Source organism: Acidovorax sp. GW101-11A03 (assembly GCF_059424825.1).
In genome coordinates, this window is record NZ_JBWKZU010000072.1 from 1 (window position 1) to 21243 (window position 21243).

Annotated in this window: 16 protein-coding genes and 1 pseudogene; 8 read left to right on the plus strand and 9 right to left on the minus strand. The window is 64.7% G+C overall.

Annotated features, from left to right (window positions below; genetic code table 11):
* Window positions 1–219: 219 nt before the first annotated feature.
* Together AC07Z7_RS21615 and AC07Z7_RS21620 are read left to right on the plus strand one after the other, a co-directional pair.
* Window positions 220–348, plus strand: coding sequence for a hypothetical protein (locus AC07Z7_RS21615; RefSeq protein ID WP_494767617.1), 129 nt, complete (start codon window positions 220–222; stop codon window positions 346–348).
* A gap of 65 nt (window positions 349–413) precedes the next feature.
* Window positions 414–1475 (plus strand): hypothetical protein, encoded by a 1062-nt coding sequence (locus tag AC07Z7_RS21620; protein ID WP_494767618.1) that lies wholly within the window; start codon window positions 414–416, stop codon window positions 1473–1475.
* Between the two features lie 142 nt (window positions 1476–1617).
* Here the strand turns inward: AC07Z7_RS21620 and AC07Z7_RS21625 are convergent, their stop codons facing one another.
* The 7 genes from AC07Z7_RS21625 to AC07Z7_RS21655 all read right to left on the minus strand — a co-directional run bounded on the left by AC07Z7_RS21625 (window position 1618) and on the right by AC07Z7_RS21655 (window position 11798).
* On the minus strand, window positions 1618–3366 hold the full coding sequence (locus AC07Z7_RS21625; RefSeq protein ID WP_494767619.1) for a tannase/feruloyl esterase family alpha/beta hydrolase: 1749 nt from the start codon (window positions 3364–3366) through the stop codon (window positions 1618–1620).
* Window positions 3367–3467: 101 nt separating this feature from the next.
* The gene (locus tag AC07Z7_RS21630) at window positions 3468–5135 is read right to left on the minus strand and encodes a tannase/feruloyl esterase family alpha/beta hydrolase (protein ID WP_252661290.1); all 1668 of its coding nucleotides are present in this window, start codon (window positions 5133–5135) and stop codon (window positions 3468–3470) included.
* Window positions 5136–5331: 196 nt separating this feature from the next.
* Complete coding sequence (locus tag AC07Z7_RS21635) at window positions 5332–7032, minus strand: acyl-CoA dehydrogenase family protein (protein ID WP_494767620.1); 1701 nt, start codon at window positions 7030–7032, stop codon at window positions 5332–5334.
* 225 nt (window positions 7033–7257) lie between these two features.
* Window positions 7258–8247, minus strand: a complete 990-nt coding sequence (locus AC07Z7_RS21640) for a Bug family tripartite tricarboxylate transporter substrate binding protein (RefSeq protein WP_494767621.1) — start codon at window positions 8245–8247, stop codon at window positions 7258–7260.
* A gap of 56 nt (window positions 8248–8303) precedes the next feature.
* Window positions 8304–9068, minus strand: a complete 765-nt coding sequence (locus tag AC07Z7_RS21645; RefSeq protein WP_063461073.1) for an SDR family NAD(P)-dependent oxidoreductase — start codon at window positions 9066–9068, stop codon at window positions 8304–8306.
* 23 nt (window positions 9069–9091) lie between these two features.
* Window positions 9092–10960 carry a feruloyl-CoA synthase gene (locus AC07Z7_RS21650; RefSeq protein ID WP_494767622.1) on the minus strand — a complete coding sequence of 623 codons (1869 nt, stop codon included), beginning with the start codon at window positions 10958–10960 and terminating at the stop codon, window positions 9092–9094.
* 49 nt (window positions 10961–11009) lie between these two features.
* Window positions 11010–11798: a crotonase/enoyl-CoA hydratase family protein gene (locus AC07Z7_RS21655; RefSeq protein WP_494767623.1), complete on the minus strand. Its 789-nt coding sequence runs from the start codon at window positions 11796–11798 to the stop codon at window positions 11010–11012.
* Between the two features lie 159 nt (window positions 11799–11957).
* Between AC07Z7_RS21655 and AC07Z7_RS21660 the strand changes: the two genes are divergently transcribed.
* Genes AC07Z7_RS21660 through AC07Z7_RS21670 form a run of 3 tightly spaced genes read left to right on the plus strand, consistent with a single transcriptional unit; the run spans window position 11958 to window position 16050 of the window.
* Entirely contained in the window at window positions 11958–13172 is a 1215-nt protein-coding gene (locus AC07Z7_RS21660; RefSeq protein WP_494767624.1) for a thiolase family protein, read from the plus strand.
* A 2-nt stretch (window positions 13173–13174) separates the two neighbouring features.
* Window positions 13175–14425: a thiolase family protein gene (locus AC07Z7_RS21665; RefSeq protein ID WP_494767625.1), complete on the plus strand. Its 1251-nt coding sequence runs from the start codon at window positions 13175–13177 to the stop codon at window positions 14423–14425.
* A gap of 35 nt (window positions 14426–14460) precedes the next feature.
* Complete coding sequence (locus AC07Z7_RS21670) at window positions 14461–16050, plus strand: acyl CoA:acetate/3-ketoacid CoA transferase (RefSeq protein WP_494767626.1); 1590 nt, start codon at window positions 14461–14463, stop codon at window positions 16048–16050.
* A gap of 84 nt (window positions 16051–16134) precedes the next feature.
* Here the strand turns inward: AC07Z7_RS21670 and AC07Z7_RS21675 are convergent, their stop codons facing one another.
* Both AC07Z7_RS21675 and AC07Z7_RS21680 read right to left on the minus strand, forming a co-directional pair.
* The gene (locus AC07Z7_RS21675; protein ID WP_494767627.1) at window positions 16135–16641 is read right to left on the minus strand and encodes a MarR family winged helix-turn-helix transcriptional regulator; all 507 of its coding nucleotides are present in this window, start codon (window positions 16639–16641) and stop codon (window positions 16135–16137) included.
* Between the two features lie 157 nt (window positions 16642–16798).
* Window positions 16799–17443, minus strand: a pseudogene (locus tag AC07Z7_RS21680) (ATP-binding protein); the annotation flags it as partial.
* A 643-nt stretch (window positions 17444–18086) separates the two neighbouring features.
* On the opposite strand from AC07Z7_RS21680, the gene AC07Z7_RS21685 reads away from it, so the two are divergent.
* From AC07Z7_RS21685 to AC07Z7_RS21695, 3 genes are read left to right on the plus strand one after another with little or no spacing between them, the layout of a single operon-like run.
* Window positions 18087–18458 carry a ParC-related protein gene (locus AC07Z7_RS21685; RefSeq protein WP_494767628.1) on the plus strand — a complete coding sequence of 124 codons (372 nt, stop codon included), beginning with the start codon at window positions 18087–18089 and terminating at the stop codon, window positions 18456–18458.
* 17 nt (window positions 18459–18475) lie between these two features.
* Window positions 18476–20851, plus strand: coding sequence for a type I restriction-modification system subunit M (locus AC07Z7_RS21690; RefSeq protein ID WP_494767629.1), 2376 nt, complete (start codon window positions 18476–18478; stop codon window positions 20849–20851).
* A complete protein-coding gene (locus tag AC07Z7_RS21695) occupies window positions 20848–21192 on the plus strand; it encodes a hypothetical protein (protein WP_494767630.1) in 345 nt (114 codons plus the stop codon). The genes AC07Z7_RS21690 and AC07Z7_RS21695 overlap by 4 nt, the downstream gene beginning before the upstream one ends.
* Window positions 21193–21243: the final 51 nt, after the last annotated feature.

Genomic DNA, 21243 nt, shown 5'->3' on the forward strand with positions numbered 1-21243 from the left:
TTGTCTTCGTCTTGCGTGGCATTCATGCTCCTTGTTGACATGCTATGCCTCACACACAAAACATCTGACAGGCTCGCAGGGCATCGGACTTCTATCTAACTGCAGTACGCCATGGTGGCCCACTACCAGAATGGCCACAGCACCGGCCTCGACAAATACATCGAGAAGGTGCTGGCCCGCGTGTGAAAGGGCCAGCGCTTGTCGTGGTGGATGCCGACCATGCTGCACACCTTCCCCGATTCGCTGGCCTACGACCAGAAGCTGCAGGACACCGACTTAGCGTATCTGTTCTCTTCTGAGAAAGCGCTGGGGTTGCTGGCGGAGAACTATGTGGGGTTGCCGTTTTGAGCTGCGGAGTGCGTCCCAGTAAAGTGCCTGATGGGGGGCGGCGCTGTTACTGCGCCATTTGAAGCATGCCGAAATTCAAATGCGTACTAGGGTTTCCCACTGCAAGCATTTTTTATGGATTTGACACCCGAAACGGCCATGCCTTAGGCTCAAAAATCATGCGCATCACAAGATCAACGTTCCGTCATGGAAGCGTTTTGCCAGAGGCGATGGACGCAATCCTCGCCTTACCGGATTCACTTCTCCACCACACCGCCCACAATCGTCGACATCCGAAGTCGCTTTATTCGCGATCTCTAAGCCTCGTGGGTAGCCAATGGCACGACGTCCTCGACAAGGTCGAAAAATTCCAATGGACATTCGCTATTACGCAGAAGGATGATTCGCTTCCCGACATCATCACGGCTTATCGTGCACTGCTCTTCTCACTCTACGAACATTTAGACGCCTCGTATGGATGCATACGAGCACTGGTTCCCTCAAAAGGGACAAGCGACCCTTTGCTCGATACGCATTTTTTGGACCGATCCAAAGTTCCTGGGTGGTCTGATTTCAGATCTCGTGTACGGCCTTATGTGCAGAACCATATCGGGGCGGTTGTCAATTCGCTCAAACACAACCAAGCTGAGCTTTCGTTCATGTACCTGCATCATCTCGAAGATGTTAGAGCTGGCTACTACGTTTGCGATGTTCAGAGTTCTGGTGCCCTTGGTCCCTCTGTACGTGTTCATCCAGACGGAAACTCCGGTTTTTCGTTTGCGCGAGACATGCTCCTGCACTTTTGGAATCTGTACTTTGTTAGTTCAGAGCTCTCTGAAGTCATTCGCCGCGTTGTTCCTGACAGCAATCAACAAGCACCGAGAACGCGTGACGATTCACTCAACTCCGTGTTCGAAAGGTTGGCGCAGCGCATCGCAGGCATTCCACTTGCCTTCTTTCCCGACGAAGTTCACAAGCCTTGTCCCCTCGCACGATGGAATCCGAGCGCAAATGAATTGACCATCGAGATGCCCGGGGCGGTACGACCGCGCAGACTTCCCAAGACTTACCGGATTTTGACTTCGGTAAACGTCGACATGGCACACGCAAGTAACAAGCTCCCATACTTCGGGCGAAATGCGGCTTAGCTAAGTGCTAAAGCGGTCGGGTATATAGCCAGTCGCCTGTATCAAAGTTAGTGGCTGCTGCTCATTAAAAAGGTCTCCCAGCAACCCCCAGACACAAACAAAAAGCCCGGCACTAGCCGGGCTTCCCACTTTCAAACCTCCCTCACTTGCAGCTAAAACTGCCCGCACTCTCCACATCCCCCGTCCCGTTGTACCGCGCCACCTTGGGGTACACGCACAACGGCCGTGTCCGGTTGGCAGACCAGCTGGCAGGCAGTTCGGCGTTGACCACCTTGGCCCCCGCGCCACGCGCGTTCGCCGTCACGCTGTCGGGCGCCTTGCCCTGTTCCACCCACGCCACCAGCGGGGCCAGCATATCGAACTGGTCGGTGGCGGGGCCGCCGGAGCAGTGGTTCATTCCGGGCACCAGGTACAGGCGGGCAAAGTCGTCGGCCTTGCCGCCGTGGGTTGCCTGCACGCGGTCCATCCAGTTCGCGGTGTCGATGGGCGAGAACACGCCGTCGGCCACGCCGTGGTAGACCATCATCTTGGCGCCCCGGTTGCGCAGGGCGCTCAGGTCAGCCGCGTTGGGGGGCGTCATGTACGACCAGGATGACTCGGTGTAGACCGGCGTGGTGGCGAACATCTTCGGGTAGTCCGCGTCCATGCTGAAGTTCATTGCGTACTGCAGGCCGGTGGTGGCCTTGAAGGCGTCTAGCGTGGAGGGCGGGGTGGTGAACAAGAAGGCCACGGCACCCGCGTCGCGCGTGGTGGGGGCGTTGAAGTGCCAGAACGCAAAGTTGCTGCCTGCCACGCCGGGGTCGAACCAGGTGCCGGTGTACAGGGCTTCGCCCTTGCTGTTTTGGGGCCCGGCAAAGATGCTGGCCAGCACGTTCTTTTGCTCGGCAGAGATGCACGATCCATCCCGCGCGGTATTGGCAGCAGTGCAGGTGGGCACGTCGCGCTGCAGGTTGAATGCGGCCTGGCAGGCCTGCACGTCGTTCACCTGGCCGTCGGTGGCGCCGTCCAGCGCGTCGCAGCGCTCCACGATCTTGCGGCCGATGAGCTGGAACTCGGCGGGGCTCACGGCCTTGGTCAGGTCGGGCTGGCCGTTGGCGTCCTTGGTGGCCACTTTGGCGTACTGCTGGGCCTTCCACAGCTGCGCGGTGGCAGCCTTGGGCAGGCTGAAGCCGGGGTTGCCCGCCAGCACGCCGTCGTACTGGTCGGCATAGCGCGATGCGGCCACCATGGCGTGGCGCCCGCCGTTGGAGCAGCCGGCGATGTACGAGCGGTCGGGGCCCTTGCCGTAGGCGCCCTTGATCAGGTCTTTGGCCATGGGCGTGAGGGTGCCCACGGCCTGGTAGCCATAGTCGCGCCGGGCCTGGGGGTCCAGCCCGAAGAAGGGCGTGGGCGCGCCGTGCCCCGCGTCAGAGCTGAGCACGGCAAAGCCTTGCACCAAGCCGGGGGCCACGGGCGCAGCGCCGCTCACCGCGCCGAGCGCGGTCACCACGCTGCCGTCCAGCCCGCCGTTGGCCTGGTGCAGAAAGCGGCCGTTCCAGTGGACGGGCAGACGGATCTCAAAACCGATGGCGTAGCTGGCGCCGTCCACGGGGCCGGTGCGCTCTTTCATCTTGCCTTTGACGAGGCAGTGCGCGGGCGCCTGGGTGGTGTTGCCCTGCAGGGTGATCGGGCCTTCGGCCACCATTTCTGCCGAGGTGATGCGCGTGTTGGGCAGCGCAAGGCTCTGGGCCAGCGCGGTGCAGTTTTTCAGCGTGGCGGGTGTGGCGGCGCCGAGCTGCGGTGGGGGCGTGGTGCGCGGTGCGCTGGCGCAGCCCGCCAGCAGCGTGGCGCTGCCGACCAGGGCAATCGCCATGGCCGACAGGGGGAGGGGGCGCGGGAGGGGGTGTGGCATGCGGGTCTCCGAAGGGTGGAGGGTGTGCCCCGCGCTCTGGGCGAGGGGGGGCACACCCCAAGAAAAAAGGCCCGGGCCGCAGGGGCCAGGGCCTGGGCGCGCTACTTGCAGCTGAAGCTGCTGGCGCTTTCGATGTCACCCGTGCCGTTGTAGCGTGCGACCTGGGGGTAAGGGCACAGGGGGCGGGTGCGGGTGGCCGACCAACTGGCGGGCACGTCGGCGTTGGCGCCGGCAGCGTTGCCCTTGCCGCGCACGCTGGCCAGCACGGTGGCGGGGGCTTCTCCCTTTTCCACCCAGTTCACCAGCGGGGTCAGCATGTCGAACTGGTCGGTGGCGGGGCCGCCGGAGCAGTGGTTCATGCCGGGCACGCGGTAGAAGCGGGCGAAGTTGCTGGCGTCGCCGTTGTTGGCGGCGCGCACGCTGTCATACCAGGCGGTGGTGTCGTCGCTGGAGAAGATCGGGTCGCTGGTGCCGTGGTAGACCATCATCTTGGCGCCCCGGTTCTTCATGGCCGACAGGTTGCTGGGGTTGGGCGGTGTCATGAACGACATGGCGCTTTCGGTGTACACGGCGCTGGTGGCGTTCACGCGGGCCAGCATGGTGTCCACGTTGCCGGTCAAGGCGAACACGGGGCCGTTGAAGGTGGCGGGGTCTTCGGGTGGCACCGACCAGATCAGGCCCACGCCGCCCGAGTCCAGCACCAGCGGTGCCGTGAACTCCCAGAAGCCATAGCCCGCGCCTGCCAGCCCTGCGTCGTAGGGGAAGCTGGTGTAGATCTTGTTGCCCGCGCTGGTGGTGGGGCCGCTGAAGATCTTGGCAATGCCTGCCTTCTGGTCGGCAGACAGGCAGGTGCCGTCGCGGCCGCCGCTGCAGGTGGGCACGTCGCGTTGCAGGTTGAAAGCGGCCTGGCAGGCGCCGGTGTCCTGCACCAGCCCGTCGGTGCTGCCATCCAGCGCATCGCACTTGGCCAGCACGGCGTTGGAGACCAGCGCGCGCTCGGCCGTGGTGAAGCCGGTGGACAGGTCGCCAGGCGTGCTGGCCAGCGACGCATAGATCTTGCCGCTGGCAATGTTGGCGATGGCCGCCTTGGGCAGGTTGAAGCCGGGGTTGCCCACCAGGTAGCCGTCGTACTGGTCGGCAAACCGCGACGCGGCCACCATGGTGTGGCGCCCGCCGTTGGAGCAGCCGCCAAAGTACGAACGGTCGGGGCCCTTGCCATAGGCGGTCTGGATGGCGCTCTTGGCCATGGGGGTGAGTTTGGCCACGGCCTGGTAGCCGTAGTCCAGCCGTGCCTGCGGGTCGATGCCGAAGTTGGGGCCCATGGCGGCTTCGTGGCCCGCGTCGGAGCTGATGACGGCAAAGCCCATGTTCAAGGCGTTGTTCAAACCCGCCCCGCCGTTGACGGCGCCCGTGGCTGCAACGATGTTGCCGTCGATGCCCCCGTTGCCCTGGTAGAAGAAGCGGCCGTTCCAGGTGTTGGGAAGGCGCATTTCAAAGCCGATGGCGTAGCTCTTGCCGTCCACCGAGCTCACACGCTGGTGCATCTTGCCGGTGATCTGGCAGTGCGCGCGCACTGCCGTGCCTGCGACGGTCAGCGTGCCTTCTGCAATCGGGTTGGCGGCGGTGATCGTGGTGTTGGGGAAGTTGATGCGCGTCGCCAGCTCGCTGCACGACTGCAAGGCGCCCGGTGTGGCGGCTGCCAGCTGGGGCAATCCGGGTTCGGACGATCCGCCGCAGGCGACAAGCAGTGCGGCGGGCAACGCTGCCATGGCCGCTAGGGTCGCCCGAGAGGCTCGGGACTGGGGGTGTGCACGCATTCCTGACTTTTTTCTTCTGAAGTTCATGCTGTTGTCTCCGGTTTTTTTGAGGCGCAAGGAATCCCGCAGCGCGGCCTCAACACGCTGTGGGAGGGAGATCGTTCAGATGGGTGTTGCTACTATTTATGTAGCTATAGGTGCTTATCCATCAGGCGGTAGCGGCCATTTTTGGCTTGATTTCCAGTGCCTGGGCAATGCGCTGGCGCAGCATGGCCGCGCGCATCTCGAACTCGGGCAGCACCCACTGGGCCAGTGCCTGGGCCGGGGTGCTCCAGCGCTCATCCTGGGCCACGGCGCTGATCTCGCCCCAGGCCCAGTCCAGCAGCACCAGCGCCACGGCGCGCAGGTAGTCATCGGCCACCCAGTAGGGCAGTTCGGGGTCGGTCTGCGCGGCAATCGCCAGGGTTTGTGTGATCTCGACCAGCGCATGGCGGCGTGCGCTGGCTGCAGGGCTGGGCGCTGCGCCGGGCAGCGTGGCCAGCAGCGCGGCCAGGCCCTGGCCGCCGTCGGCCAGCACCTTGCGCACCAGCAGGTCGATCGCCTGGATCTCGTTGGTGCCCTCGTAGATCATGGCCACGCGCGCGTCGCGCACGATCTGTTCGATGCCCCATTCGCTCACGTAGCCATGCCCGCCAAACACCTGCAGGCAGGCGCTGGCGCCGTGGAAGCCCTGGTCGGTGAGCGCGGCCTTGAGCACGGGCGTGACCAGCGCACACCAGCGCTGCGCGGCGGCGCGCGCAGCGGCGTCGGTGCTGTGTTTGGCCACATCGAGCTGCAGGGCCGTGTGGTAGGCCAGCACGCGGCCGCCGTCGATCCAGGCGCGCTGGGTGTGCAGCGTGCGGCGGATGGCGGGGTGGTCCTGGATGAGGCTGGTGTCCGTGGCGCCGGGGGCGCGCATCTGGCGGCGCTCTGCGGCGTAGGCGCTGGCCTTTTGCCATGCGGCCTCCAGCAGGCCGATGCCTTGCAGGCCCACATGCAGGCGGGCGGCGTTCATCATCACGAACATGGCGTTGAGGCCCTTGTTGGGCTCGCCCACCAGCCAGCCGGTGGCGTCGTCAAAGCGCATCACGCAGGTGGGGCTGCCGTGCAGGCCCATCTTTTCTTCGATGCGTTCGCAAACGACCGCATTGCGGCTGCCGTCCTGAAGCACCTTGGGCACCAGAAACAGCGACAGCCCCTTGGGGCCCGCCGGTGCATCGGGCAAACGCGCCAGCACCAGGTGCACGATGTTGTCCGTCAGGTCGTGTTCGCCGCCGGAGATAAAAATCTTGCTGCCGTTCACCCGCGCGCTGCCGTCGGGCTGCGGCACACCGCGTGTGCGCACCAGGCCCAGGTCGCTACCCGCGTGGGCTTCGGTCAGGCACATGGTGGCCAGCCATTCACCGGTGGCCACCTTTTCCAGGTACTGGGCCTTCAGGGCATCGCTGGCGTGGTGCTTGATGCATTCGTACGCGCCATGCAGCAGGCCGGGCGCCATGGTCCAGCCATGGTTGGCACCGGCCAGCCATTCAAACAGCACACATTCGAGCACCGCCGGCAGGCCCTGTCCGCCGTCCTCGGGCGCGCAGGCCAGCGCGGGCCAGCCGCCTTGCCAGAAGGCCTGGTAGGCGTCGCGGAAGCCGGGTGGCGTGTGCACCTGGCCTGCGTCAAACCGGCAACCCACCTCGTCGCCCGTGCGCTGCAGCGGCGCCACGGCGCTGTCCACAAACTTGGCGGCTTCCTCCAGCACCTGCGCAGCCAGCTCGCCATCGGTGTCCCCGAACGGCGCCAGCGCCTGCCACTGCGCGGGGGCCTGCAGCACCTCGGTCAGCAGGAACTGGATGTCGGTGAGGGCCTGGCGTGCTTGCATAGTTTGCTCTTGATTTGATAGCTATCGGCGCTTGATGGACGCGCGGTAACGGCTTTTTTCTTTCAAATTTCGCCGGAAGAAACCGGGTGGCCGTGTGCGCCCTGGTTTCGACAGGCTCAGCCCGAACGGGTGGGGCGAGGGTTGCGCCCGCTGTGCGTCGATACCGGCGCGCTGGCGGCGTCCCCCCCCTCAGGGGGGAAGGCGCGCCAGCGCCTCAGGGGGAGCTCAAGAATCTGCAGTAAAGCCAATCTTCTTGATCAGCGGGCCCCAGGTGTCGTACTCGGCCTTCTGCCAGCGGGCTTGCTCTTCGGGCGTCGAGCCGTGGGGCATCAGGCCCACGATGGCCAGGCTGTCGATGACCGACTTTTCCTTCAGCGCGGCATTGATGGCAGCGTTCGCAGCGGAAATCACCGGCTTGGGCGTGGCGGCCGGGGCGTAGAAGCCAAACCATTCCTCGGTGGTCAGCTCAGGGAAGCCTTGCTCGGCAAACGTGGGCACGTCGGGCACATACTGCGAGCGCTTGGGGCCCGAGGTGGCCAGGATGCGCAGCTTGCCTGCCTTGTAGTTGGCGATGAAGTCACCGTGCGGCGTGACCATGGCGGCGACCTGCCCGCCCACCACGTCCGTCACGCCAGGGATGGAGCCTCGGTAGGGCACATGGCGCAGGTCCACACCGCTGTTGATGCCCAAGAGCGCGCCCAGGAAGTGGGGCGTGGAGCCCGCACCGGGCGAGCCGTAGCTCGCGTCCTTGGGGTTGGCCTTGGCCCAGGCCAGAAAGTCCTTCACGTTCTTCACGCTGGCGGGCACCATGGGGCCCACGGCCAGGCCGTGGTGCATCACGGCGGCAATCGACACGGGCGCGAAGTCCTTGTCGGTGTAGTTCATCTTGCTGTAGATGTGCGGGTAGTTGGCAATGGCCGAGACCTGCGCCAGCGCCAGCACCGAGCCGTCGGCGGGCGCGGCCTTCAGCGTCTCCAGCGCAATGCGGCCGCCCGCGCCGGGCTTGTTTTCCACCACACCCGCGTTCTTGCTGAAGGCGCTGCCGCCCCATTTTTCTGCCACGCGGCGGGCCACGGTGTCGCCCGAGCTGCCAGCGGGGAAGCCGAAGTACACCTTCACTTGCTCCACCTGGGCGTGGGCAGCAAAGGGATGCAGGGCGCCCAGCGCGGCGCTGGCGCCAAAGGCCTGGACGAGTTGTCGGCGGGTGATGGTCATGGTGTTGTCTCCTGTGTGTCGTTGAAAGCTCTGAGGGCGGTGAAAAGAAAAATGGATCAGCGTGGTGCCATGCGCAGGGCGCCGTCCAGGCGGATGACTTCGCCATTCAGGTGCCCGTTGGTCACGATGTGACAGGCCAGCTCGGCAAACTCCTCGGGCTTACCCAGGCGCGGCGGGAAGGGGATGCTGGCGGCCAGCGACTGCTGCACGGCTTCGGGCAGTTCCTTCATCAGCGGCGTGGCAAACAGGCCGGGCGCCACGGTGCACACGCGGATCGCGTGCTGTGCCAGGTCGCGTGCCATGGGCAGCGTCATGCCCGCAAGGCCCGCCTTGGAGGCGCTGTAGGCCTGCTGGCCCACCTGGCCGTCAAAGGCGGCGACGGAGGCGGTGAACATCATCACGCCGCGCTCGCCGTTGTCCAGCACGTCGAGCTTGCTGCAGGCGGCGGCAAACAGACGGCTCACGTTGTAGGTGCCGATCAGGTTGATGTTGACCACGCGCACGAAGTCTTCCAGCGGCGCGGCGCTGCCGTCGCGCTGCACCACGCGTTTGGCGCTACCGATGCCAGCCACGTTCATCAGGATGCGCGCGGGGCCGTGGGCGGCGGCTGCCTTGTCGATGGCGGCCTGCACGCTGGCGGGGTCGGTGATGTCACAGGGGCAGGCGATGCCATTGATGTCTGCAGCGACCTTCTCGGCCAGCTCGGCATTGCGGTCCAGCACGGCGACCTTGGCGCCCTGGGCGGCCAGTGCGCGTGCGGTGGCTTCACCGAGGCCCGATGCGCCGCCGGTCACGAGGGCGGCTTGTCCTTGAATCTGCATGGTGGTGTCCTTGTTGCTTCGGTTCAATGTTGGGGAACGAGGGTGAACGGCAGGCTGCCGTCGTGCAGCGCGTTCACCAGGTTGGCGCGGTGCTTGAGCACGACGCGCTGGTTGATGGAACCCTTGTCGGTGATCTCGCCCTTGTCCAGCGAAGGCGGCTCGGCCATCAGGTGGGCGCGGGCCACGCGCGTGGCGCTGCCGGTGGCCTGCGCGGCCAGCTGGTTGATCACTTTCTGGAAGTGCTGTTGCACGGGCGCGCTCTCCAGCACCTGCTGCAGGCTGGCGCCGTCCGGCAGGCCCGCCAGTGCGCGGATGCTTTGCGTGGGGATCAGCAGCGCGCCCACCTCCTTGAGGTTGATGCCGGTGATGACCGCGTCCTGCACATAGGGCGCGCAGGCGGCGATGACCTTGGCACGCATCGGGCCCACGCTCACAAAGGTGCCGGTGCTGAGCTTGAAGTCTTCGGCAATGCGGCCGTCAAACTTCAGGCCCTTGTTCAGGTCGTTCTCGTCGATCCACTTCACGGCGTCGCCCGAGCAGTAGAAGCCTTCTTCGTCGAACGCCTCGCGCGTGGCCTCGGCATTGCGCCAGTAGCCTTGGGTGATGTTGGGGCCGCGATAACGCACCTCGGTCTTGCCATCCACGGGCACCAGCTTCAGCTCCAGCCCCGGCGTGGGCACGCCGATGTCGCCCGCCTGCACGTTGGGGCTGTTCACGGCCACGCAGAAGGGGCAGCCCTCGGTCATGCCCAGGCCGGTGTTCATCACGATGCGCTCGCCCACTTCGCGCTCGGCGCTTTCAAACAGCGAGTCCCAGATGGGCTGCGAGAGTGCGGCGGCGGCAAAGAAGAACATCTGCACGCGGCTGAGCAGGTTCTTGCGCAGCTGGTCGTCGGTCTTCATGGTGTGCGCGATCACCTCGAATCCCGTGGGTACGTTGAAGTACACCGTGGGCGCGATCTCGCGCAGGTTGCGGATGGTCTCGACCATACCGGCGGGCGTGGGCTTGCCTTCGTCCAGGTACAGCGTGCCGCCGTTGTAGATGACGATGCCGAAGTTGTGGTTGCCGCCAAAGGTGTGGTTCCAAGGCAGCCAGTCCACTAGCACCAGGTCCTGCTCCACCAGCACGGGCATGGACTGGTTCATCTGCTGCAGGTTGGCGGCCCACATGCCGTGCGTGATGATCACCGCCTTGGGCGCCTTGGTAGAGCCCGAGGTGAACATGAACTTGGCAATGCTCTCGCCCGTGATGGCGGCGTGTGCGGCGTCCACAGCGGGTGTCGCCTCGGTGGCCAGCAGCGCGCTGAAGGGCGTGGTGTTGCGGCCCGGCAGCGTGCCCTGGCCCAGCACCACATGCACGTCGGTGCCCACGGTGGCGTTGATGGCGGCGGCATAGCGCTCGGCATTGCTCGCAAACACCAGGCCGGGCGTGAGGGTGTCGATGGCGTGGCGCAGCTTGTCGTAGTCCTTGCTCACGGTGGAGTAGGCCGACGACACCGTGCACTGCGGCACACCGGCCACCAGGCAGCCCAGCGACAGCAGGGCGTGGTCCAGGTCGTTTTCGCTCAGGATGGCCACGGGGCGGTCGGTGCTGAGCTTGCGGTCCAGCAGGGCTTGGGCAATGCGGCGTGCGCTGTCCCATGCCTCGCGGTAGCTGATGTGGCGCCAGTCGCCCAGGCTGCCGTCGGCGTTTTTCACGCGCTGGGCCATCCAGGTGCGGTCGGGCGTCGTCTGCGCCCAGTGCGCCAGGCGGTCGGTCAGGCGCACGGGGTGGGGCTGCAGGTCTTGGGTGGCGCGCACATAGACCACGCCGTTGTCGCCCTGGCGGGTGGTGACCTCGGTCACGCCAAAGCGCAGCGGCCGGTAGCGGGGGGAGGGGAGGTTTGCCGTCATGGAGCTTGTCTCGGGGCTGGTGCTGGCGCGTGAACGGAAGGCGTTCTGCTCAGTCTTGTTTCTTGACCTTGGCGGCCTTGCCGTCCAGGAAGGCGCGCACGCGGGCCTTGGCCTCGGGCGCGCTCTGGGCAATGGCGGCCATCATGGCTTCGGCCATCAGTCCCTGGTCGGCGGGCTGCTCGGCAATGCGGGGCAGGGCGTGCATCAGTGCGTAGTTGGTCAGTGGGGCGTTCTGCGCAATGCGCTGGGCCAGCTCGAAGGCCTTATCAAACGCCGTGCCGTTGGGCACGAGGTACTGTGCAAAGCCCACCTTTTCGCCGTCCACCGCGTTGTAGACGCGGCCGGTCATCATCATGTCGGTCATGCGCGCCGTGCCGATCAGGCGCGGAATGCGCACCGCGCCGCCGCCGCCCACAAAGATGCCGCGCGAGCCTTCGGGCAGCGCATAGAAGGTTGTCTCGTCCGCCACGCGGATGTGGCAGGCGCTGGCCAGCTCCAGCCCGCCGCCCACCACCGCGCCGTGCAGCGCCGCCACCACGGGCACGGGGCCGAACTGCACGCGGTCCAGCGCCGCATGCCACATGCGCGAGTGGTGCAGGCCCTGGCCCGCGTCGCGCTCTTTCAGCTCCGAGAGGTCGAGGCCCGAGCAGAAGTGCTCGCCCTCGCCGTCGATCACGGCGGCGCCCACGCTGGCGGGCAGGTTGTCCATCACGTCGCGCAGCGCCAGGATCAGTCCGTCGTTGAGCGCATTGCGCTTGGCGGGGCGGGTGAGCCGGATGACCGCGATTTCCTCGCGTTCGCCACGGATTTCTAGGGAGATGTCGGAGGTCTTGGTCATGGTGGTGTGAGTGAGTTGGAGAAATTATGGTTATTAAAAATAACTAAAACAAGGCCATCAAGCCGGTCTTTGCTAGGGGGTTTCCCTAGCTTTTCGGGATTGTCATTTGGTTATGATAAATAACTAAAATTGCCTCTCAACCGCTGCCAAGGATCTGCCATGAACGCCTTCATCCCCTACGGTATCTACTGGTCGTCCCCGTTTGCCAAGTGGCAGGGCACGCTGGCCAACCTCAACGCGCTGCCGCTGGCGGCCGCCGTGGGCAAGCAGGCGCTCGCTGCGCGCGGCTACGACCTGGCGGCGGTAGACTTGGCTATCCTCGGGATCACCAACCCGCAAAAGGGCAGCTTCTATGGCCTGCCCTGGGTCACGGGCCTGATGGGCATCGACCGCGTGGCGGGCCCCACGGTGCAGCAGGCCTGCGCCACCAGCGTGCGCGCGCTGCAGATGGCCGCGCAGGAGGTGGCGTGCGGCACGGCCACCAGCGCGCTGCTGGTGATGGCTGACCGCCAGTCCAACGGCCCGGTGGTGTACTACCCGGATTCGAGTGGCACCGGCGGCTACGGCATCACCGAGCACTGGGTGCCCGACAACATGGGCCACGACCCGTATGCCAAGAACCCCATGCTGCAGACCGGCGAGAACGTGGCCGCGCGCTATGGCATCAGCACCGAAGAGCAGCACGCCCTCAAGCTGCACCGCTACCACCAGTACCAGGAGGCGCTGGCCAACGACCGCGCCTTCCAGAAGCGCTACATGGCCGATGTGCCCGTCACCGACTCCAAGTTCCGCAAGCAGACGGGCACGCTGAGCACCGACGAAGGCATCTTCCCGACCACGGCCGAGGGCCTGGCCAAGCTCAAGCCCGTGAAGGAAGGCGGCACGGTGACCTTTGGCGGCCAGACGCACCCGGCCGATGGCAACGCGGGTGCCATTGTCACCACCCGCGAACGCGCGCGCGCCGTGGCCACCGACCCCGGCATCGAAGTGGAGATCCTGGGCTTTGGCATGGCGCGCGTGGAGGCGGGCTACATGCCCATGGCGCCGTCGCCTGCCGCATTCAACGCGCTCAAGCATGCGGGCCTGTCCATCAGCGACGTGGTGGCCATCAAGACGCACAACCCCTTTGCCGTGAACGACATCGCCCTGGCGCGCGACACCGGCTTTGCCTGGGAGCGCATGAACAACTACGGCAGTTCCATCATCTGGGGCCACCCCCAGGCACCCACCGGCATGCGCGCCATCATCGAACTCATCGAAGAGCTGGTGCTGCGCGGCGGCGGCGTGGGCTTGTTCACCGGCTGCGCGGCGGGCGACACGGGCTACGCCACGGTGATCCGCGTGACCGACAGCAAAACCACCTCCAAGGCCTGAACATGACCGCAGCAACCAACTCCTTCTCTGCCCCCCTGAACGCCTGGCTCGTGGACGGCGTGCGCACGCCGCTGGTGGACTACTGCGGCGCACTGGGCCATGTGTCGCCCACCGACATGGGCATCAAGGTGGCGCGTGCCGTGCTGGAGAAGAGCGGCGTGCCCGCTACCGATGTGGGCTCGGTCATCACCGGCTCCATGGCGCAGGCGGACTTTGACGCCTATGTGTTGCCGCGCCACATCGGCCTGTATGCGGGCGTTCCCTTGGAAGTGCCCTCCATCTTGGTGCAGCGCATTTGCGGCACGGGCTTTGAGCTGTTCCGCCAAGCGGCCGACCAGATTGCGCTGGGCTACACCGATGTGGCGCTGGTGGTGGGCACCGAGTCCATGACGCGCAACCCGATTGCGGCCTACACGCATCGCACGGGCTTCAAGCTGGGCGCGCCGGTAGAGTTCAAGGACTTCCTGATGGAGGCGTTGATCGACACGGCCGGCCCCGTGACGATGATCGAGACGGCCGAGAACCTGGCCAAGAAGTACGGCATTACGCGCGAAGACGTGGACGCCTACGCATCGCAATCCTTCGCCCGCGCGCTCAAGGCGCAGGAAGATGGCTTTCTGGCGGGCGAGATCGTGCCAGTGACCAGCGAGAAGTTTGAACTGGAAGGCTACGCCACGCGCGGCATCACGCTGCCCCGCAAGGTGGCGCAGCTGGACCGCGACACCCACCCACGCCCCTCGCCGGTGGAGGCGCTGGCGGGCCTGCGCACTGTGTACCCTGGTGGTGTGCAGACGGCGGGCAACAGCTCGGCCCTGGTCGATGGCGCAGTGGGCGCCGTGGTGGCCAGCGACGCCTATGTGCAGCAACGCGGCTTGAAGCCGCTGGCGCGCCTACGCGGCGTGGCGGCCGTGGGTGTGGCGCCCGAGTACATGGGCATCGGCCCGGCCCCGGCCATCCGCGCGCTGCTGGCACGCACCGGCCTCACGCTGGATGACATCGGCCTGTTCGAAATCAACGAAGCCCAGGGCGCACAGACCCTGGCCGTCGGTCGCGAACTGGGGCTGGACCTCAACAAGCTCAACGTGAACGGCGGCGCCATTGCCCTGGGTCACCCGCTGGCCGCCACCGGCGTGCGCCTGACCGTGACGCTGGCGCGCGAACTGCGCCGCCGTGGCCTGCGCTACGGCATCTCCAGCGCCTGCGTGGGCGGCGGTCAGGGCATTGCGCTGCTGATTGAGAACACCGACGCGTAATCCAGTCTCCCATCTTCTTGTACGAGCACAGCACCATGAAAATCATCACCGCAGCCCAGGCCGGGGCCCTGATCCCCGACAACGCCACCATCTTTCTGGGCGGTCTGGCCGTCTCCAGCCTGCCCGAGGAAGTGCTCAAGGGCATCGAGAAAAACTTCCTCGACCACGGCAGCCCGAAGAACGTGACCACCTGGGCCTGCGGCGCCATTGGCAACAGCAAGGACGCGGGCATGGTGCACTTTGCCCACCCCGGCATGATCAAGCGCACCGTGGCCGGCCACTTTGGCCAGACGGGCGCCGAGATGATGAAGATGGTGTTTGACGGCGAGGTGGAGGCCTACAACTTCCCGCAGGGCAGCCTGTCGCACCTCACGCGCCACATTGCCAGCCGCAGCCCCGGGCTGCTGACCAAGGTGGGCCTGGGCACGTTTGTAGACCCGCGCATCGAAGGCGGCAAGCTCAACAGCAAGTCCACCGAAGACCTGGTCAAGCTCGTCGAATTCAACGGCGAGGAATGGCTGTTCTACCCTGCGCCCAAGGTTGATGTGGCCATCATCCGCGGCACGCTGGCCGACGAGAACGGCAACCTCACGCTCGACAAAGAAGGCGTGCTGCTGGAGCAGATCAACATCGCCCACGCGGCGAAGGCCTGCGGCGGCATCGTGATCGCGCAGGTGGAGCGCATCGTGAAGGCGGGCAGCCTGCACCCCAAGTCGGTCAAGGTGCCCGGCGTGTCGGTGGACTACGTGGTGGTCAGCCAGCCCGAGAACCACATGCAGACCATCACCACGCAGTTCAACGCCGCGCTGTGTGGCGATGTGCGCGTGCCGGTGAACTCGCTGGCGCCCATGGCACTGGACGAACGCAAGGTCATCGCACGCCGCACCGCGCTGGAGCTGAAGCCGGGTGCCATCACCAACCTGGGCATTGGCATCCCGGCCGGTGTGCCGTCGGTGGCGGCGGAAGAGGGCGTGGCGGACCAGTTCACCCTGAGCGTGGAAAGCGGCATCACCGGCGGCATCCCGGCGCAGCTGGGCGACTTCGGCACGGCCTACAACGCCGACGCGATCATCGAGCAGTCGCTGCAGTTCGACTTCTACGATGGCGGCGGGCTGGACGCGAGCTTCCTGGGCCTGGCGCAGGCGGACAACCACGGCAACGTGAACGTGAGCAAGTTCAACGGTCGGCCTGTGGGCTGCGGTGGTTTTGTGAACATCACGCGCGCCACCAAGAACCTGGTGTTCTGCGGCACCTTCACGGCGGGGGGCCTGGAGGTGAAGGTGGCCGACGGCCAGCTCACCATCGTGAAGGAAGGCCGCTCGCGCAAGTTCATCGAGAAGGTCGAGCAGATCACCTTCAACGGGCTGGATGCTGCCCAGCGGGAGCAGAACGTGCTCTTCGTCACCGAACGCGCCGTGTTCCACCTGACCACCGAAGGCCTGGAGCTGACCGAGATTGCGCCCGGCATCGACCTGGAGCGCGACGTGCTGGCGCACATGGGCTTCAAGCCGATCATGCGCAATGTGAGGACCATGGACGCGGGCCTGTTCCACGAAAAGTGGGGTGGACTGGCGGCGGCCATGGCCGCGAAGTCTGAAGCGGTGTCGCAGGCAGCCTCAGACTAGTAAACGGGGCGCAGAAGCGGCCCCAGACCGTGCACAAAAAACAAGGACCCGGGGGCGCTGGCTGCAGCGCCCTTTTTTTCTTTATCAGGCCCCGTCGCGGGCGTAGACCTTCTGCAGCAGGCGGATCAGAGTTTTGCGCTCGGTGGCCGTGAGGCCGGCGGTGGCGTCCACCTCCAGCTGCGCGGCGGTCTGCTCGGCCTGGGCCGTCAGCTCCACACCGGCGGGCGTCAGGTGCAGGCCCATGGCGCGGCCGTCGCTGGGGTGGGGGCGGCGCTCGATCAGGCCGCGCCGCTCCAGCGCAGCCACCAGGCCCACCAGGTTGGGTGGCAACACGCCCAGCGTCACACACAGCTGGCGCGAGGTCACGCCCGGGTTGTGCGCCACCAGCGACAGCACCGAAAAATCCACCACCTTGAGGCGGTACACCGCCATGCGCTCCATGAACACCTCGATCACGGCCAGCGACGCGCGCCGCGCGTTGTAGCCCACCAGGGTGCGCAGAAACCCGGTGTCCACCGATTCAGGCGCGGGCGTGGCAGGGGTGTCGAGCGTGGCGGCGGCGGTCTTCTTGGATGTGCGGGGGCTGGGCATGGGGCGATTGTGGCGGCGCAGGTTGGAGATGGGTGCAAGACAGCAGAAAATTTGATTCAAATCAGCCGTCTGCGCCTGTCTGTATTGCCTATTTAGCTATAAAAATGATAGTTGGCAAAGGGTGAAAACCCGCAGCGGCGCACCCGTGGCGTGCGCCTCAGGCGGAGTGGCGCAGCACGCGGCGGTACTGCACGGCCTCGGCCACATGGCCCACCTCGGTGTCGGCAGCGCCTGCCAGGTCGGCAATGGTGCGGGCCACCTTGAGCGCGCGGTGGGTGCTGCGCGCCGACCAGCCCAGGCGGGCGGCAGCGGTGTTCAGGAACTTCGCTGCCGCGTCCTGCAGCTGCAGGTGGGCGTCGATCTCCTGGCCCTGCAGCGCCTGGTTGGCCTTGCCCTGGCGGGCGAGTGCGCGCTGGCGGGCCTGCTCGACCCGCATGCGCACGGCGGTGGTGGATTCACCCGCCGGGGCCTGCACCAGCTGTTCGGCGGGCAGGGCGGGCACCTCCACATGCAGGTCGATGCGGTCCAGCAGCGGGCCGCTGAGCTTGGCCTGGTAGCGGTTCACCTGGTCGGGTGTGCAGCGGCACGCGTGCTGCGTGGAGCCCAGAAACCCGCAGGGGCAGGGGTTCATGGCCGCAATCATCTGAAAGCGCGCCGGAAACTCCGCGCGCTGCGCGGCGCGGGCGATGGTGATGTGCCCGGTCTCCAGCGGTTCGCGCAGCGCCTCCAGCGCGGCCCTGGGGAATTCCGGGAGTTCGTCCAAAAAAAGGACCCCCTGATGGGCCAGAGAGATTTCGCCCGGTGGGCAAACACATAGTTAGGACCAAATCCTAAACAGGTTGGGTGCAACTCTGATCAAAGTCGACAAGCGGTCGGACGCGGGCCTCTCCAAGGCGCAACCGGCGTCTTGGTGGGTTGGGTGCGAATGGGCGCAGATATTGACTGGCACCCTCGTGCGCACTATCGCCGCCATGGGGTTCATGCAGTTTTCGCATGGCGACCCCACGATTACCCGACCCTGCGCCTGTTGCGGCGAACCCTTTGAGCCTCGCCCGCAAGTTCCCAATCAAACCTTCTGCACCCCACCTCGCTGCCAACGCGCCCGTAAACGCGAATGGCAACGGGCCAAGCTCCAGTCCGATCCCGGCTACCGGATCAACCAGCGCGCCGTGCAGCAGGCGTGGTCGCAGCGCAATCCAGATTACTGGCGCAGATACGGTGAAGCTCTACCTGACTACTCCGATCTGTCCCAACAGCCCATGACAACAACTGCGGGGGCCATCGCATGGTTGATCTTGTGATGCAGCCCCACAGATATGCCGAAATAAACGCACTGCTTGCGACACGTAATGAATGTTTTAGCTTTGCATTTCATATAAAGTGCACTATGACCTGGGTGCTTATGGCATCAAAATGCTGTGAACGCACGTGAGGTGGATAGAACCATGGAAGTACCAGAGCCAAAACCCAACGACCACGCGGTAGCCCTCCTGCAAGAGGCGCCCCTGCGCGAGCTGATCGCAGCTCGCGTGATCTCGCACGTAGTCGCGTTAGGCCAGGCCGGAGGCTATGCCCTCGAGGTTCATTTCGGTGAACGGAAGGCGGTGCTGGCAAGTTCCCGTGGTGGTCCTAGAACTTTTGCATCCCTATCGACGGTGGCAGTCTTGCTGCAGCGCCTCGGCTTCCCGAAATTTGAGGTCGACGCCAGTGACTACCGGCCAGGACGGATACGCCCGGCACAACCAGAACGCTCTGCCACCATGAAGGCAGGCAAGCTTCCCAAGGCTCCGCGGAAGTCCGCGAAGTCTTCGAAATGAACAAGGAACAGAACTGAATGGCACGCAAACTCTCAGCCCAAGACGCCTTCGACGAAGTCATGGACCTCGTCGGAACGCTCGCTCAGCCTTCCACCGACGATCAAGAGACGGAAGCGGTCAAACGCCTCGAAGCGCTGTCGCAGGATCTGGCTGAATTGGGTGCATCAGTCCGGGCGCAAGAGATCGTCGCAGAGATCGCTGCGTTTCGAGGAATGCAGCCATCGTGGAAGACCAACTGCAAGCACAACTTCGCTGTGTATGTGAAGGAGATGCTGCCGTCATTGCGCGAGGCGCTTGCTCTTGCCAAGACGAATACGGCGGATGTGATCTGGCGTACTGCAGAAATCCTTCGCGGCGCATTTCGCGAGCCCGAGTACCGGCGCGTCATCCTTCCCTTCACGGTTCTGCGTCGGCTGGACTGCCTGCTGCAGCCCACGAAAGCAGCGGTGCTCGCGAAGCACAAAGAGATCTCCGCCAGGGGCTACGACCTGCGCATGTTCCTCACACCCATCACGGGTGTGCAGTTCTGGAACCACTCGGCCTTCACCATCAAGGGGCTTCTGGAAGCTCCTGACGATCTGCGCGACAACATTGAGGACCTGATCAACGGCTTCTCGCCGAACGTCCGCCGCATCTTCGAGAAGTTCAGCTTCATGGCCACTGTCGACAAGCTGCGCGAGAAGGGGCGACTCTTCCACGTGGTGCAGGCATTCAGCCGCGTTCCCATGGACATGTACTCCGTCTCCTCCCACGACATGGGCAAGGCGTTCGAAGAACTGCTTCGCAAGTTCAACGACGCATCGCCGGCGGGTGAGCAGTACACGCCACGCGACGCAATTCACCTGATGGTCGACATCCTCTTCGACGGCGACGACGATGCCCTGTCGGTCGCTGGCGCCATTCGCACGATGTACGACCAGACCGCTGGCACCGGCGGCATGCTGTCCGAGGCAGAGGAGAAAGTTCGACAGCTCAACCCGAACGCCAAGCTGCGACTCTTCGGGCAGGAGCTCGAAGACGAAACGTACGCGATCTGCATGGCAGACATGCTCATCCGCGGACAGGACCCCGCGGACATCGCAGTGGGCGACACGCTGGAGAGCGACAAGCATCCGGATGAACGTTTCGACTACCAGCTCTCGAACCCGCCCTACGGAGTGGAATGGAAGCCCGCTCAGGAGGCTGTCGAACGCGAGCATGCCAAGGGAGCAGCAGGCCGCTTTGGACCTGGCTTGCCGCGCATCTCGGATGGCCAGATGCTGTTCCAGCTGAATGCCATCTCGAAGATGCGCCCGTTCATCAATGGCGAAGGCGGCGGTCGCATCGGGCTGGTCCACAACGGTTCGCCTCTGTTCACCGGCGACGCCGGCAGCGGTGAATCCGAGATCCGGCGCTACATCCTTGAGCACGACTATCTGGATGCGATCGTGGCATTGCCCACGGACATGTTCTACAACACGAACATCGCTACGTACCTGTGGTTCATGTCGAATCGCAAACCTGCAGAGCGCAAGGACAAGGTCCTGCTCATCGACGCCACGAACATGGGCGTGTTGATGAAGAAGAACCTTGGCAAGAAGCGCTTCGAGCTGAGCGACGACTGTCAGAGGCGCATCGTGGAGGCTTACCACGAGTTCAGTGCGTTCGATTGGAAAGACCAGGCTCCCATCGGCGGCCGCGTGCGCCAGCTCAAGGCGAAGGTACTGCCGACTTCGCATTTCTTTTATCGCAAGGTCACTATCGAGCGTCCGCTGCGCCTGCGTTACGAGCTGACCGCGGAACGAAAGCAAGCGTGGGTCGCGAGCCTGATGAACAAGAAGGGCTCTACGCCGATCGAAGCTCAGAACCTTCTCGCCCTGGCGGACCGTTTGATCGAGCGTCTGGGGGAGAAGACCTATCTGAGCGCCGAAGCCGTCCTGACCGACTTGAAGGCCATGGACGCCACCTTCGTGTCCGAAGAGAAGGCGGCTGGACGCCCCCTCAAAGCAACGGCCTTCAAGGGCAAGATTCTGGATGCCTTGCGCAAGGGCTTCGGTGTGCGCGACAAGAAGGCCGAGATCGTCAACGACGATAAGGGCAATCCGATGTCGGATTCGGACCTCCGCGACTCCGAGTACATCCCGTTCTCATTTGTCGCGAAGCACAGCAATGACGTGGCCGCCGGTGTTGACGCCTACTTCGGCGCTGAGGTGAAGCCGCACTGGCCCGATGCCTGGGTCAACACTGGTGTGGTTGACGAGTCGGACGGCCAGATCGGCGTCGTGGGATGCGAGATCAACTTTAACCGCGAGTTCTACGTCTACGAGGCCCCGCGAAGCCGTGAGGCAATCAAGCACGAAATCGAGGCCATGGAGAAGCGATTTCTGGAAATGCTGAAGGGGGTGGCGGGATGACGCATTCCGTCGAAGAGGACCTCATTGCCAGTTTGCCCCCTGGCTGGCATCACCGACGCTTGAAAGAAGTGTCTGACGTCATTCCCAGCAATGTTGACAAGCTCAGCGTTGATGGGCAAGCGGCAGTGCGTCTGTGCAACTACGTCGATACCTACAAGAACGAGAGGATCACGGCGTCGATTGACTTCATGTCTGCGACTGCCACACAGGCTCAGATCGAACGATTGAGTCTGAAGAAGGGCGACATCACCATCACGAAGGACTCGGAATCCCCGTGGGATATCGCTGTACCTGCCTTCATTTCAGAAGATGTTGAGGTGTTGGTGCCGATGCAATCTTGACCAGCTAAACCGCAAAGTGCCAATTCAATATTGACCAGGGTGTTCCACTGA